14 protein-coding genes and 2 pseudogenes are annotated in these 13,529 nt (G+C 62.0%); 3 read left to right on the top strand and 13 right to left on the bottom strand.

The annotated features are described in order from the left end of the window. The first annotated feature begins 1 nt into the window (after position 1). Together V3587_RS28550 and V3587_RS28545 are read left to right on the top strand one after the other, a co-directional pair. Positions 2-1,042, top strand: a complete 1,041-nt coding sequence (locus tag V3587_RS28550) for a ParB/RepB/Spo0J family partition protein (RefSeq protein ID WP_007729136.1) — start codon at positions 2-4, stop codon at positions 1,040-1,042. 255 nt (positions 1,043-1,297) lie between these two features. Beyond that, complete coding sequence (locus tag V3587_RS28545) at positions 1,298-1,981, top strand: hypothetical protein (protein WP_007729135.1); 684 nt, start codon at positions 1,298-1,300, stop codon at positions 1,979-1,981. Positions 1,982-2,001: 20 nt separating this feature from the next. Here the strand turns inward: V3587_RS28545 and V3587_RS28540 are convergent, their stop codons facing one another. From V3587_RS28540 to nox, 4 genes are all read right to left on the bottom strand, one after another. Next, positions 2,002-3,192, bottom strand: coding sequence for an N-acetylmuramoyl-L-alanine amidase (locus tag V3587_RS28540; protein WP_003942558.1), 1,191 nt, complete (start codon positions 3,190-3,192; stop codon positions 2,002-2,004). Between the two features lie 128 nt (positions 3,193-3,320). Next, positions 3,321-3,644: a thioredoxin gene (trxA, locus tag V3587_RS28535; RefSeq protein ID WP_003942530.1), complete on the bottom strand. Its 324-nt coding sequence runs from the start codon at positions 3,642-3,644 to the stop codon at positions 3,321-3,323. A gap of 38 nt (positions 3,645-3,682) precedes the next feature. Continuing rightward, positions 3,683-4,690, bottom strand: a complete 1,008-nt coding sequence (trxB, locus tag V3587_RS28530; protein ID WP_003942521.1) for a thioredoxin-disulfide reductase — start codon at positions 4,688-4,690, stop codon at positions 3,683-3,685. Between the two features lie 131 nt (positions 4,691-4,821). Further along, a complete protein-coding gene (gene nox / locus V3587_RS28525) occupies positions 4,822-6,033 on the bottom strand; it encodes a 4,4'-dithiodibutanoate disulfide reductase (RefSeq protein ID WP_007729131.1) in 1,212 nt (403 codons plus the stop codon). Positions 6,034-6,131: 98 nt separating this feature from the next. Between nox and V3587_RS28520 the strand changes: the two genes are divergently transcribed. Continuing rightward, positions 6,132-6,698 (top strand): helix-turn-helix domain-containing protein, encoded by a 567-nt coding sequence (locus V3587_RS28520; protein ID WP_003942539.1) that lies wholly within the window; start codon positions 6,132-6,134, stop codon positions 6,696-6,698. A gap of 9 nt (positions 6,699-6,707) precedes the next feature. Here V3587_RS28520 and V3587_RS28515 read toward each other — a convergent pair whose 3' ends face one another. From V3587_RS28515 to V3587_RS28475, 9 genes and pseudogenes are all read right to left on the bottom strand, one after another. Next, positions 6,708-7,424, bottom strand: coding sequence for a hypothetical protein (locus V3587_RS28515; RefSeq protein ID WP_007729130.1), 717 nt, complete (start codon positions 7,422-7,424; stop codon positions 6,708-6,710). 53 nt (positions 7,425-7,477) lie between these two features. Beyond that, positions 7,478-7,804, bottom strand: a pseudogene (locus V3587_RS28510) (sigma-70 family RNA polymerase sigma factor); the annotation flags it as partial. A 546-nt stretch (positions 7,805-8,350) separates the two neighbouring features. Next, positions 8,351-9,190, bottom strand: coding sequence for a phage major capsid protein (locus V3587_RS28505; RefSeq protein ID WP_283377573.1), 840 nt, complete (start codon positions 9,188-9,190; stop codon positions 8,351-8,353). Between the two features lie 146 nt (positions 9,191-9,336). After that, entirely contained in the window at positions 9,337-9,882 is a 546-nt protein-coding gene (locus V3587_RS28500; RefSeq protein WP_283377572.1) for a hypothetical protein, read from the bottom strand. 40 nt (positions 9,883-9,922) lie between these two features. Further along, on the bottom strand, positions 9,923-10,210 hold the full coding sequence (locus tag V3587_RS28495) for a hypothetical protein (protein ID WP_283377571.1): 288 nt from the start codon (positions 10,208-10,210) through the stop codon (positions 9,923-9,925). 3 nt (positions 10,211-10,213) lie between these two features. Then, positions 10,214-10,708 carry a hypothetical protein gene (locus tag V3587_RS28490; protein ID WP_156519390.1) on the bottom strand — a complete coding sequence of 165 codons (495 nt, stop codon included), beginning with the start codon at positions 10,706-10,708 and terminating at the stop codon, positions 10,214-10,216. Positions 10,709-10,754: 46 nt separating this feature from the next. Then, positions 10,755-11,084: a hypothetical protein gene (locus tag V3587_RS28485; RefSeq protein ID WP_283377570.1), complete on the bottom strand. Its 330-nt coding sequence runs from the start codon at positions 11,082-11,084 to the stop codon at positions 10,755-10,757. Positions 11,085-11,319: 235 nt separating this feature from the next. Next, positions 11,320-13,182 carry a hypothetical protein gene (locus V3587_RS28480; protein WP_283377569.1) on the bottom strand — a complete coding sequence of 621 codons (1,863 nt, stop codon included), beginning with the start codon at positions 13,180-13,182 and terminating at the stop codon, positions 11,320-11,322. Further along, positions 13,179-13,529, bottom strand: a pseudogene (locus V3587_RS28475) (bifunctional DNA primase/polymerase); the annotation flags it as partial. The gene V3587_RS28480 and the pseudogene V3587_RS28475, both read right to left, overlap by 4 nt.

Raw genomic sequence — 13,529 nt, 5'->3', positions numbered from 1 at the left:
GATGAGTCAAGCACGCAAAGGTGGATTGGGCCGCGGCTTGGCTGCTCTCATCCCCACTGGGCCGGCCACGGCGCCGGGTCTGGGATCGGCTGCAGCGGACGTCGTAATCGGCGTCGACAAGCGCAACCCCTCCCCTCCCCCACCGACCAAGGCGGCCCCGAAAACGCAGAAAGCCACCAAGGCGTCGGCTGCGAAGGCTCCGGTGGAAGCTGAGCCGGAGACCGAACTCGAGCCGACCGGCGCGGTCTATCTCGAGATCGAACCGAGCCTGATCGAGACGAACCCGAAGCAGCCTCGCAGCGTTTTCGACGAGGAAGCACTCGCGGAGTTGGTTCACTCGATCCGCGAGTTCGGCTTGATGCAGCCGATCGTGGTCCGTCGTCACGGTGACAAGTACCAACTTGTCATGGGTGAGCGTCGCTGGCGCGCGAGCCAGGAAGCCGGGCTGGAGAAGATTCCGGCGATCATTCGTGAAACAGATGACGACTCGATGCTGCGCGACGCGCTCCTCGAGAACATCCATCGAGTGCAGTTGAACCCCCTCGAGGAGGCAGCGGCGTATCAGCAGCTGCTCGAGGAGTTCGAAGTCACCCACGAAGAATTGGCTAATCGGATCGGACGTTCGCGTCCCGTCGTGACCAACATGATTCGTCTGCTGAAGCTGCCGGTGGCGGTTCAGCGTCGCGTTGCGGCTGGAGTACTTTCGGCGGGCCATGCTCGCGCATTGCTGTCCCTCGAGGCGGGTGCCGACGCTCAGGAGGTCATGGCGGCGCGCATCGTCGCGGAAGGAATGTCTGTTCGCGCGACGGAGGAAGCAGTCACTCTCGCCAACCGGGCGGATAATGAGATCGCTCCCCCACAGAAGCGCAAGCCCATCGTGATGCCGGGTCTGCAGGATGTGGCCGAGCGGTTGTCGGACTCGTTCGACACTCGGGTGACTGTCAGTCTAGGCAAGCGGAAGGGAAAGATTGTGGTCGAATTCGGCTCGGTCGACGACCTACAACGCATCGTCGGAATGATGGAAGCACAGAAATCCAAGTAGAGAACTCGGATGCCCGTTTGGTGACGTAATCATGATGACCGGGCACACCACCTATTTTCGTCACTGTGACAAATCTAGGTGGTCCGAGCTTCTCGAAATCTTGAACCGGGACGAAAGATGTTGAACAGCAATATATTAGGGCGATCAACTCTCGTGCCACTGCCGACTTGTCGTAGCTGGCCTATCCTGGAGAAGAGAAAAGCAGCGGGCGAGCATCAAAACCGCTTCGGGGACCTACGGAGAGTGAGTTAGTCAGTGTCGACTCACGTCATCACCTCTCTCACACTCGACAGCCTCGATCAGCTTTCCGCCCATGCGCGCCGATGCGTGTTCTGGGAGATGGACCCGGGCGCGCTTCACGACGCCCGAGGATTCTGTGATCAGGAATTCGAGAAGGAAGCCTGGCTGTCGATGGTCATGCTCGAGTGGGGTTCGTGCGGACAGGTCGCCGTCCGCGACGGAAAGCCGCTCGGCAGTGCGTTGTACGCCCCTCCCCGCATGATCCCGCGCGCGCAACTGTTTCCCACCAGCCCGGTCAGCTCGGACGCAGTGCTTCTCACAAGCCTTCGCCTCGAGCCCTCGGGCATAGAGGAAGAACTAGGGCCGAGCCTGCTGGCCGCTGTCGTGACAGATCTGGTCCGACGAGGAGTTCGTGCGCTCGAGGCATTCGGTATCCGTAGCGACGACTTGGGACCTGCTTCCGACGTGGCCAGTGCAACTGCCGCTCTGGAATGTTCACCCGCAGAATGCATGATCAGTGCCGAGTTCCTCGAGGACTACGGTTTCGAGGTCGTGGCACCGCACCATCGCTATCCGCGGCTTCGTCTCGAACTCAATCGAGATCACGAATGGAAAGTCGACGTCGAAGAAGCCCTCGACCGTCTACTGAAGGCCGCAGCTCTCGAAATGGTGGAGATCAGCGAACTCGCCAGAGTGTGAGCAGGTGCCGACCGCAGGATCTACGAAATGCGGTCGGCTACCGAAAGTTCTTCTGCGAGAAGCTCGGCGAAGGTGAAGGTGCCGGTCGGCTGATCGTCTTGACCCAGCAGGTACAGCCGCTTGACCGAGATCAAGATGGCTTCGGCGATGGTGTCACGCATCCGCGGATTCGTCAGTACCGCAACGTCGGACGCGTTGGACAGGTAGCCGAGGTCGATCTGTACTGTCGGCATGTTGGTCAGGCGCAACAACTCCCACGTTCGACCGTGAGTTCTGCAGTCCCGCAACGGAGTTCGCGCAACGATCTCGCGCTGAACAAAACCGGTCAACACCTGACCGATCATCGAGACCGAACCGTGCGAATTTCCGAAGTGGAAGCTCGCGACGCCGTTCGCCGACGGGCTCGAGTTGCTGTCGCAGCGCAGGGAGATCATCAGATCGGCGTCGAATGCGTTGGACGTCAGCGCGCGCTCGGCCTCGCTCGGATCGGCGTTGTGCGGGCGGGAGAGGAAGGTTTCCATCCCGGTTGCTGCCATCCGCCCCTCGAGGCGCATAGCCAGATCCCACAGGATGTCGGCTTCGGAGATGCCGTTGACGATGGTGCCGGTGGACGGACCACCGAGGCCTGGATCGATGACGATGCGCTTGCCGCCCAGCTGTGGGCCCTTGCGCCTCACCAGCTCCTCTTCGCTGATCGCGTGCGGCGATCCGCCGGTGACGCGAGTTCCCAGCAGTTCCAGCGAACGCAGTGTCTGCGGTCCGCAGATACCGTCGGCGGCGATCCCGATTTCACGCTGGAAAGACGAGAGTGATTCGTGGGTCTGCGGGCCGAAGAAACCGTCGACCCGACCTGCGTAGAAGCCGAGGTCCTGCAGTTTGGCCTGCAGAGCTGCGACGTCGTCGCCGTACAGCGGCGCAGAAAGCTGGTAAATCAACGTACGGGCGCCCAGGCGGTACGAGGCCTCGCGAAGTGACCGATAGGTGGCCGGGCCCACGATGCCGTCGACAAGGAGCCCACGCTGCTGCTGGAAGGCGCGAACGGCGCTGTCGAGTTGATGATCGAAGATGGCGTCGGGTGCAACCCAGTGGGCACCGTCGGCGCTTTCACGTCGAATACCGGAAGTTCCGTGATGGAGGTATCCCAGCTTCGTCAATGTGCCCCGAATCTCGGCGACGGCCGGGCCGTGATCGCCGTGTCGGAGTCTGTGCATGCGTGAAAGCCTCTCGGATCGGTTAACGAATTCGATCGATGTGCCTGGTCGTAGACCCGATCAGGCACATCGATCGATTATCTCAGAAATTCTGTGGATTGCGAGAATCCACGATGCTCATCCAGCCGTCAGAGAACGTCTGCGAGGTCCTTGAGCAGTGCGGCCTTGCCCTTGGCGCCGACGATCGTCTTGATCGGCTTGCCGTCCTTGAACAGGATCATCGTCGGGATCGACATGACCTGGAAATCGCGGGCGGCCGCCGGGTTGGCGTCGATGTCGAGCTTTGCGACGGTCAGCTTCTCGCTGTTCTCACCGGCGATCTCCTCGAGTACCGGGGCGACCATCTTGCACGGGCCGCACCAGGTTGCCCAGAAATCGACCAGAACGGGCTTGTCGCTGCCCAGGACGTCCTGCTTGAAGGAATCGTCGGTGATGGTGACGGTATTCGACACTGTTACTCCTCGAGGGTTGGGTTCGACAGCTTGATGAATCAGGGAGCGCCGACGACGTCGACCGTGTGGCCGGCTGCGTCGAGCGTGTTGGCGGTGATGTCGCCGCGGTCGGCCAGCCAGCGTTCGGCGTCGATTGCTGCGGAGCATCCGGTGCCGGCAGCGGTGATCGCCTGGCGGTACGTGTGATCGACCAGGTCACCGGCAGCGAAGACGCCGTCGACGGAGGTCGCGGTGGAACCGGGAGCGACGCGCACGTATCCGGCGTCGTCGAGATCGACCTGGCCCTTGACGAGCTCACTGCGCGGGTCATGGCCGATGGCGACGAACATGCCGGTGATCTCGAGTGTGGAGGTCTCACCCGTGACGGTGTCACGAACGACGAGCCCGGTGACGCTGTTCTCACCGAGCACCTCGACGGGCTCCGCGTTGGTCAGGAAGCGGATCTTCTCGTTGGCCTTGGCGCGCTCGAGCATGATCCGTGAGGCGCGGAATTCCTCGCGGCGGTGCACCAGGGTGACCGAGCGAGCGAAGCGGGTCAGGAAGGTTGCCTCTTCCATCGCGGAGTCGCCGCCGCCGACCACGACGATGTCCTGGTCACGGAAGAAGAAGCCGTCGCAGGTGGCGCAGGCGCTGACACCGCGGCCGAGGAGGCGTTCTTCACCGGGAATGCCGAGGTAACGGGCTGCCGCGCCCATGGCGAGGATGATCGCGTGCGCGGCGTACGTTTCGCCGTTCGCGACGACCGTCTTGATCGGGCCGCTGAGATCGATCTCTTCGACGTCCTCGGTGCGGATGTCGGTATCGAAGCGAAGTGCCTGCTCACGCATCTGTTCCATCAGGTCGGGGCCCATGATTCCTTCGCGGAATCCGGGGAAGTTCTCGACCTCGGTGGTGGTCATGAGGGCGCCACCGAACTGGGTTCCCTCGAAGAGCAGGGGCTGGAGCTCAGCGCGCGCGGTGTAGACACCAGCGGTGTATCCGGCCGGTCCGGAACCGACAATGATGACGTCATGGACCGCGGGCGTGTTTTCCAGCTGGGTGGTCATGCGAGCCTTCCAATAGTGAGTGCAGACCCTCCGCTTCTTGGAGAGCCGTACCGATCAACACCAGGATAAGGGGTGTTGTTCCCGCACTCCGCTGGAAAGTGGCTCACAGCCGGCAGCTCACAGCGCGGGACTCACGGGGCGGGGCGCGGTGCCTCCCGAACCACAAGCGCGTCCCGAACCACACAGCGCGTGCCGGTGTAGATGGTGGGCATGCACTTGTTGCAGTGGATACACAGACCCTCGTCGACGCTCTCGGCCTGAAATTTGTTGACCAGTTGTGGGTCCCTGAGGAGCGCACGCGCCATGGCGACGAATTCGAATCCTTCATCCAGTGCGTGCTCGATGGTGTCGACGCGGTTGATGCCGCCGAGCAGGATCAGTGGCATCCTCAGCGCCTGTCGGAACTGACGGGCGAAGGGCAGGAAGAAGCCCTCCTCGAACGGGTACGTCGGAAAGAGTTTGGGACCGTAGAACTTCAGCCCGTACCCGACGAGTTTGGGTTGGGAGGCGACAAACTCAGCCAGTGGGACCTCGCCGCGGAAGAAGTACATTCCGTTGAGAAGTGAACTGCCACCGGTCAATTGCATCGCGTCCAGATGGCCGTCGGCTTCGAGGATCTGGGCGATCGGCAGGCTCTGGTCGAGCCACAGACCTTTCGGCACCCCATCGGACATGTTGAATTTCGCGGTGACCGCCACGCTGGATCCAGCGGCCCGTCGCACCGCTTCGACGACTCGACGCGGATACTCGGCGCGCTTGGCGACGCTGCCACCGTATCGATCGTGGCGCTTGTTCAGATTGGGGCTCATGAACGAACTGAGGAGGTAGTTGTGGCCGAGATGGACCTCGATGGCGTCGAATCCTGCGTCCACGGCGACGCGAGCGGTCCGTTCGAAGTCGGAGACGACACCGTCGAGTTCGGCGAGTGTCGCGCCCTTGACGAGGCCCATCGCGGGCGGACTCAGCCGGGTCGACGGCGCCAGAGTCTTCGTCTTGTTGGAGAGCGTGTTGGCGACCAGTCCCGCGTGGCCGATCTGCGCCGCAGCAAGTGCGCCTTCGGCGTGGACGGCGTCGGTCAGTCTGCGTAGTCCCGGCAGCGCGCGCTCGTCCATGACAAGGGTGTCGCGGTGGACTCGTCCACCTGGTGAGACGGCGCAATAGGCGACAGTGGTCATCGCGGCCCCGCCGCGGGCCACCTCGGCGTGGAAGTTGATCAGATCGTCCGAGACCGCTCCCCGGGGCATGACGCCCTCGAACGTTGCAGCTTTGACGATGCGGTTGCGCAAGGTCAGAGGGCCGAGACGTGCGGGTTCGAATATCGACGGTGTGGGCGCTGTGGTCATTTTCAACTTCCTGCGGCGGCCTGATCTTTACGATGCCAGTGGACTCGTAACTACGACGATATAGCGCCTACTGCCAATCTGTCCGACAATTCGACACGATGAATGCCACAGGATCAGGTCGCCCACGAGACCCACGCATCGACGACACAGTCCTCGAGGTCACCCGAGCGATGCTCCTCGAGGTCGGTTGGGATCAACTCAGTCTCCGGGCGATCGCGGCACGGGCAGGGGTCAGCCGAGCCTCGATGTCGCGGCGATGGCCGTCGAAGGCACATCTTGTTCTCGGGTCGATCCTGGGGGCGACACCGGACCTGACACCGTTCGAGGGCACCGATCGCGACGGCTGGATCCGTTGGGTGGTGGAGGGAAGTGCTCAGCTCTTCTCCCGTCCCGAGGTTCGCGCCGCGTCGCCAGGATTGCTGGCGGCCCTGCGCGACCACGACGACCTGCGCAACGAATTGTGGCGCGGGTTCAGTGGACCGAGTACGCAACTGTTCCTTCAGAACGCCGAAGATCCTGAATCGGCACTGCTCGATGCCAAGGCCGTGCTGGTATTGGCGGCCGGGGCAGCGATGTTTTCGAGTCTGATAGCGGTCGAGGACGATACAGATGCGCTACGCGAAAGAATCCTCGAGCTCTTACTCCCGGCGGCATCGCCGCGCTGACCGTCGACGTCAGCCGATGTTCTTGACCGACAACGTATTCGGATTCCCGTCGCTGCAGTTGATGCCGACAGTCAGTGCAGTGATCTGACGCGGCTGCGATCCCGTGAAGAGTAGGACTATCGCCGGCGCCCCGTCGATGCGAATCTCGCCGGAACCGAGCAAAGGCCAGCCCTCGTCGATGCCGTTGGCGCGTAGGCATCCGGCAAGTTTGGATGGATCATCCAGTGGTCCAAGGTTTTTGGATCCGACGAGTGAGAGCAGAGACGCCGAATCCGGATCGTCGACAGCAGACGTCGCCGGTGTGCTCGGTTGAGCGACAACACTTTCGGCGGGTTCGGAATCTCGGGTTCCGATAACAACGATCACGAAGGCCGCCAACACGGCTGCTGCGGCACCGAGAACCCACGCTTGTGGGCGCCGCCGGAACGGCACGACAGCTGCCTCAGCTGGCGGCTCCAGCTGTTCTGACTGTCGATCCAGTGCCGAATTGATTCGCTCGGCAAGCGAATTCGGAATCCGTTCGTGAGTGGCCTTGCTCGAGTTCAGTGTCGCGAGTGATGCCGTGACGCCGTCAAGGGCGGTGACAAATGCATGGGCGTCAGGATCTGCGCGTACCACCGGCCACAGAGCCGCACTGGTTTCGGAATCGAGAACCCCGGCGTGAAGATCTGCGAGTAGGTCTTCTGAAAACGGAGGCGACGGAACGCGAACAGACGGATCTGTCATGAACCCTCCCTCGGCAGTCGATGCGGACCCTTACAAGATAGGACGCGGCCGGTTCACGAATGGTTCCCGCCTTCGCGAAAGTCCTCCAACTGGGCGGCAAGACGCTTGCGCGCGCGGGCGCAGCGACTCTTCACGGTCCCTACGGGCACTCCCAACCTCTCGGCGGCCTCGGCTACCGGATACCCCTCGACATCGACGGCGACGACGGCAGCACGCTGCTCAGGCGGCAGCGATGCCAGTGCCTGTTCGACGGTCAGGCTCATGTCCACTGTCGCCGCATAGTCGCGGTGATCGCGGGGTTCCTCCGCGTTCTCCGAAGACAGAGAGAACGCCGCCCGTGATTTGTTGCGTCGGATCCGGTCGAGGCAGGCATTGACCACGCACGCGTTCTCGGGCGTTGGTGGGTATTGAGGCTTTACGAGCACTTCGCTGACCTGCGAAAAGATGCGTTGTAAGCGTTGGTGAGTATGGGGGCGAAGTGAAACTACTGCGTACTCTCTGCGTACCGAAGCAACCGTGGGGATATGACCACAGGTGGTTTGAGAAGTCCTCGAAGGACCGCGCAAGTCACTCTCCGCCTTGAACTCGGAGAGTCGACAGGCCGGCCACAAGGGCCGCATTCCCAGGGTTGAAATTTAACACCCTCCGGGTGCAACCTCGATCGATCCTGCTGCCACCCGCTCCGCAATGTAACTCTTCTCTCTCCACGCACTTTTCGGGCCGGAACTCGGCAAAAGCCCAGGAGCCGGGGATCGAACCGACCCTGTATCCCGTACGGAATCCGAGGCTGTATGCAAAGCGCCCTTCCGTGTGGATCGATCGAGGGGGTATGGGCAGGGGTGGATCATAGACACCCCTGGGTTGTCCTTGTAGGCACGAAAGAGCCCCGACCCTGGGATTGGGTCGGGGCTCTCGTTGGTGGTTGTTTAGACACCGGCGGTGATGTTGATCCTCACTATTCCGAGGGACTGGGGGAACCCGAATCCGACACGCATCGTTGCTCGGATGGCGGTGCGGTCGCTGGTGTAGAACGCGCTGGCGTCCGTTGTCACCGAGGTGTCGTTGCGGATGGCGACGAAGCTGCGGGACTGCGGGATCGCCCAGACGGTGCCGGCAGGTACTGCGGGTGAGACGAGCAGCGGTACACCGCGGATTGTTCGTGCGGTCGGAGCGGTGGCGTCGAGCCCAAGCAGAGGCTCGTTGCTTCCGGTCTGCTTCTTCACCTTCGCGAGGAGTAGTGCATCGGCAGGGTTGGCGACAAAGTTCGTGATCACCACGCCTTTGGTCTCCGCGGCTGCGATGGCTTCAGCAAAGGGATCGGTGTTGGTCCAGGCTGAGCCAGCATCGACAGTGGTTGTGGTGATCGATTCCAGACCCTTGGCTGCGGGCGCTGCGAGGTTCCCGAAGTATGCGGTGTCGAGCTTCGTTTGGATGTCTCGAACCAATCCGTCGCCGACTACCTGGAGCGCGGCGGGGGAAGAGTCTGCAGCGAGCTCGTTGGAGATGACAACGAGGCCGGCGAGCTTGCTGGGGACGACTTCGATCTCGCCGAGGTCGGACTCGCTGACCGGGATCTCGGCGCCTTCGGCTACCCAGCCGGCAGACGGGTCTTCGAGCACGGAAGGTAGACGGAGTCCGTGTGTGCCGACGTTGACGACGGTCGAGACGCGGGTTGCGATTGCGAGATTCTGCAGAGGTTGAATGAGTAGTGCGTTCACCTGATCGGGGGTGAGGATAGATGTAACGCCAGCGGTTGAAGTAAGCATGGTGATTCCTATTCGTGGAATGACAAAACAGAGGATGTGTTTTGGTCGGTTCCACCAGGGAATCTCGCGACCGAATCGGCTCCGAGGCCAGAAGGGGAGCAGTGAATATCACTGCTCCCCTTCATCTTACCGCTTGCCTGGAGTAATTACCTGTCCTGGATGTCTTTCGAGTGAATCTTGCCGGCATTGAGAACACTGCTCCACGTGGGTGGCGCTTCGCGTGGATAGTTCGTAGGCGTTGCTCCGGGCCTCAATGTCTCCACTGGGCGATTGCTCGGCGGGGCCGCGGCCTGTTGATTACCGAGAGCCCAGTGTGGGCGTTGCTGCGCAATGTCATTGACGTGCGCACTGACTCGCTCGTGGTCGATGTTGCCATTCTCTCCGAGGAAGTCGTTCGGTGTCACTTCTCCAAGCCAAAGGTCTTTCGGGTCGGCGAGGACAGTCGCTGCGATTCTTTCGATTTCGTTGCGACGGAAGGATTCGACTTGAGTGTTCAGGATGCCGAGTTGATCCTCGGCGGTTTTGGCGCGTTCGCGGAGGTTTTTGTTCTCGGAGCGGAGCTTGCGGACGTGCGCGAGGTCGGCGCCGCTTTCTTCACGTTCGACGTCGTTGTCCGGCGTCTCTGTGACTGGTGGATCGGCTAGGTCTGCGGGTGTGGTGGTCTGCGGTTCTGGTGCTGCAGGTGTAGTCATGCTTCGGGTGCTCCTATGTCAGTGAGTCCGTAGGGAGGGGTCAGTTGTCGAGGGTCGGCCAAGTGCGTTCCCGTACGCCGCTGGTGACGTACCGGACGGTGGTGTCGAGTTCGTCGGGTAGTTCGTATCCCAGGTGGGTCAACAGGGTTCGTTCTGCTGGCGTCGCCGGCCTCGTCCACGGCGACCCACCGCTCACCGCTTTCGAGGTTTCATGGTCACCTGCTTGGGTGGCGTCCTCGGCAATGCGGAGGCCGCGAGGCAGGTGGTCGAATGTGAGTAGCCCTCGTGGGTCCGGCTGCGGGAGTTGGTTTCCGATGTTCTCGCTCATAGCTCAGCCGAGGTTCTTCTCGATGGCGGTCTGCTTGTGCGCGATCGCTTGGTCTCGCAGCCGTGCCGAGGTCAGTGGGTGCCGAAGATAGGGCTTGAGGAGTTCCGCGGCCCCAATGAGGAAGTTCTGATACCGCTCGGGATTGTCGGACAGTTCGAGCCAGCCGGGGCGGGCGTGGGCATCCTCGGCGTAGTAGTCGGCCAGCCATTCTGCGAGCTTGGCCATTTCGAGGTCGTTTGGCAGGTACTTGTCGAGCAGTTCGGGCTTCTCGGGCAGATCGGACCACTCGGAAGGGTAGGTGGAATCTTCGCTGTCGTGCATGATGTTCTCCTTTAGTTGGGGTAGTGATTCAACGACGTCGACTAGTACGTCAGCGAGTCCGAGCGCTTCGGTTTTGCTGAGCTGGTAGGTGACCCCGCCCATGTCGATGTCGATGCGGGACCTTTTCACGTAGGCCCGCACTCGTGGGGCACCAACTGGGGTGGGCTGGATTCTCATCAGCTGTCCTTTCTGTGGGCTGGGCACCGGGCGCTCGGATGGTGCGTCAGGTGCGGGCATTCAGGGTGAGTGCACTGGATTGGACGTGTGTAGTTGGCCATGATGCGGCCTTTCGGTGGGATGCGGTGAGTGCATCAGGGCACTCGGTCAGATGCGGGCAGCGACCGCACAGCCCGCGTGCATAGTTCTTGTCATCTCCGGTCGCCTTGCCGTCTGCGATGTCGTCGAACAGCTCCGCATGTGTCCGGCAGCGAGCCTCGGGGAGATTCGGCCGGCCAGTGAGGATCTCGGCCAGCAGAGATACCGTCCCCGGTTCCCTCCGAGATCCCGAGCGAGTTCTCTGCGCTTTCTCGGGAACTGTATTGCGTTCTGTCATCACGTCATCCCTCTCGACGACAGTGGTCACCACGGGTAGTCCGGCTCGTGCACGGCGCACACGACACCCCATGCGGACACGCGGTTACGGCACTCGTCTCCAGTTTTGGTGGGGGCACCGCAGTACGGCTTCGGTGGTGCCGGCGCAGTCGTGACTGGGGCGCTTCTACCGCACGGTGACCCGGTCCTTGGGATGTAGACGGCGGCGAGACCGAATTTCAATATCTTGGTTTCAGTCATGCCGACTCCTGTTCATGGGACGGGTCGAGACACCATTCGGTGGCGATGGAGCTGCCTCGCTTCTGGACGTACGCGGCGCGGGCCGCCGACTTGAGAGAGGTCCGCTCAGGCCCGTTCGGGTCGGCCTGGGCTGCGGCATGGACCTCGCTCGCGCGGACCCATCCACCGTGTGCTCGCAAAAAGTCCAGGAGCCACTGTGGGGCGGATATCCACGTGTCCGTGGCTTCCTCACCGATGTTCCACAGCGCGGTACCGTCGGCCCGTTTCTCGGCAGTACCTACGAGGGTGGACTTGCTGGCGACCTTGCGCAGATTTTGGAGGTTCCATCCGGCATCCTGACCGGCTGTGTATACCGAGTCGCTGTCGACGGTCGTGTGTCCGTTCTCGATGAGTCCTCGGACGTGTCGTTCGAACCATTCCCGGCATGTTCGCGATGGTCCCGGTTCGCCGTCGGGAACGGTGTAGAGAAGTGCAGCTAAGGGTACACCCTGTACCGGGGGTACACCGTCCCCTACCTGCGGTTTTAGACCCTGCACCTCGGTACGCCCTGTACTTTCCGGGGCAACATGAGCGATTGAGGCCCACTGTTCAATGTTCATCCCCTGTTCATCCCCTCTGACCAGCGGGTATGTGGGTTGAACAGAGTGTTCAGTGTTCAACCCCTGAAATAGTGCGTACCGAGTGCCTGGACCGCTCGAATCGGCGACAATCTGGCCCTCGTTTTCGAGACTCATGACGGCTTGATCGAACAGCTCCCGATACTCCCGACGACCGAGCGCTGCACGAAGCTTTCCGCCCGCCAAATCTCCATCCGCGAGCACCGAGATTATGCGCTTGCGGACTGTCGTCAGTCTTCGAAGATCAACTGCTTCTTCGCCAACGGCGCGACTTATGGCCCGGTCGCGAATCTTCCTACGGTCCGCCTTCTTCGATTCCGCCACCACCCAATCCCGGGTGCGGTTCGACACCTCCATTACCACACCCGACAGTTGCCAATCGAGTTCAGAGACGACGATCCGGTGATGCAGGATCGCCAGGCACGCTGCGACCTTCAGCCGGGTGAGCATGGCGTGTCCGTCAAGCGCATCTTCCTGGCCGCGCTGACGGGCGATGTGCGCCCCGATGATCATCTCGGTGATCTCGGGCGGACCGTAGACGATCTCGATAACACCGTCGGCGTCCGGTCGCCAGAACGGCAGGCGCGCATTGAGTGGCTCGGGGTCCAGGGTAAGGTCGGCGGGCATATTGGGATCCGTGGTGAGGAACCACAGGAACCGTTGCGGTGTTCCACCCGTCGTGTCGTTGAACAGCACTCCCGTGTGGGCAGGCTGTGCGCCGACGCTCATGCACAGCCTGTAGGTGTGCGGAGGGACGATACGGGTGGTTGCCTCGCTTGAGTTCGCCTGACCGAGTTGCTCACCCATCGCTGCCGACTTCAGCTGTGCCAACAAGATCGAGCCCTGCCGTGACGCGATGCCAGCAAGGGTGTCGATCTCCGGCACATTGATGATCGCCTTGGTGATCGGTTCGATGCCCTCCTTCTTCGGCGGCACGAATGTTGCAGCGATACCCTCACCCGATCCGATCGGACGCTCGACGATGGGGGCCGGCCATGCGAGGCGAGCTACCTTGTCCGAGATTCCCTTACCGCCACCGGATGGAGCGACGAACGCGCACAGCAGGTTCAGTGATGCGCGTCCGCCGATGACACCAGGCAGCTGGACTTCGGGTCCGGTGGTAGCGGCGACACGGAGTAGTACGCCACCGAAGACGGCCCACTCGGCTGCGTAGCGAGCTCGGGCCCACTGTCGGATTGTCTGCAGTTCGGGTGTGGCATCGAAGAACTCGGCGGTGCTCATGCGACCCTCCCAGCGGTGCGTTGCGCAGATCTCAGGCACGTATCCACCTCTCGCTCCGAGAGTCCCGTTCCCAGCGCTGCCCTGCAGATCTCGTCCACAAGAGACTGCTCCCCTCGTTCGAGAGCTCTGCATAAAGCCCAGAAGGTGATCTGATTTCGGCCACCGCCGACAGCCTCGGCGACCTTGCGCACCAACCCATCCGAGCGACGTTCCGGATTTACGGTGACCGGCGACGGTTTGTAGACAGGTGGGGTTACAAGAGGGAGCAGTTCTTGTGGCAACGGTGCGATCGGATGGTCGCGTTCGATCCGGTACAGCTTCCCGGTATCCGGGTGAACCGAGCCGGG

It is taken from the genome of Rhodococcus sp. IEGM 1306 (assembly GCF_036541985.1).
Classification (GTDB): domain Bacteria; phylum Actinomycetota; class Actinomycetes; order Mycobacteriales; family Mycobacteriaceae; genus Rhodococcus_F; species Rhodococcus_F qingshengii.
Note: the sequence above shows the minus strand (reverse complement) of the source record. Positions and strands in the feature narration are given on the sequence as shown.

Bases quoted from the DNA above. Each gene is read 5' to 3' on its own strand.
- V3587_RS28500 (WP_283377572.1), bottom strand. From the start codon at position 9,882: ATGACTACACCTGCAGCACCAGAACCGCAGACCACCACACCCGCAGAC.
- V3587_RS28515 (WP_007729130.1), bottom strand. From the start codon at position 7,424: ATGACAGATCCGTCTGTTCGCGTTCCGTCGCCTCCGTTTTCAGAAGAC.
- nox (WP_007729131.1), bottom strand. From the start codon at position 6,033: ATGACCACAGCGCCCACACCGTCGATATTCGAACCCGCACGTCTCGGC.
- V3587_RS28540 (WP_003942558.1), bottom strand. From the start codon at position 3,192: ATGCACAGACTCCGACACGGCGATCACGGCCCGGCCGTCGCCGAGATT.
- V3587_RS28505 (WP_283377573.1), bottom strand. From the start codon at position 9,190: ATGCTTACTTCAACCGCTGGCGTTACATCTATCCTCACCCCCGATCAG.
- V3587_RS28520 (WP_003942539.1), top strand. From the start codon at position 6,132: ATGAATGCCACAGGATCAGGTCGCCCACGAGACCCACGCATCGACGAC.
- V3587_RS28495 (WP_283377571.1), bottom strand. From the start codon at position 10,210: ATGAGCGAGAACATCGGAAACCAACTCCCGCAGCCGGACCCACGAGGG.
- V3587_RS28485 (WP_283377570.1), bottom strand. From the start codon at position 11,084: ATGACAGAACGCAATACAGTTCCCGAGAAAGCGCAGAGAACTCGCTCG.
- V3587_RS28550 (WP_007729136.1), top strand. From the start codon at position 2: ATGAGTCAAGCACGCAAAGGTGGATTGGGCCGCGGCTTGGCTGCTCTC.
- trxB (WP_003942521.1), bottom strand. From the start codon at position 4,690: ATGACCACCCAGCTGGAAAACACGCCCGCGGTCCATGACGTCATCATT.
- V3587_RS28480 (WP_283377569.1), bottom strand. From the start codon at position 13,182: ATGAGCACCGCCGAGTTCTTCGATGCCACACCCGAACTGCAGACAATC.
- V3587_RS28490 (WP_156519390.1), bottom strand. From the start codon at position 10,708: ATGAGAATCCAGCCCACCCCAGTTGGTGCCCCACGAGTGCGGGCCTAC.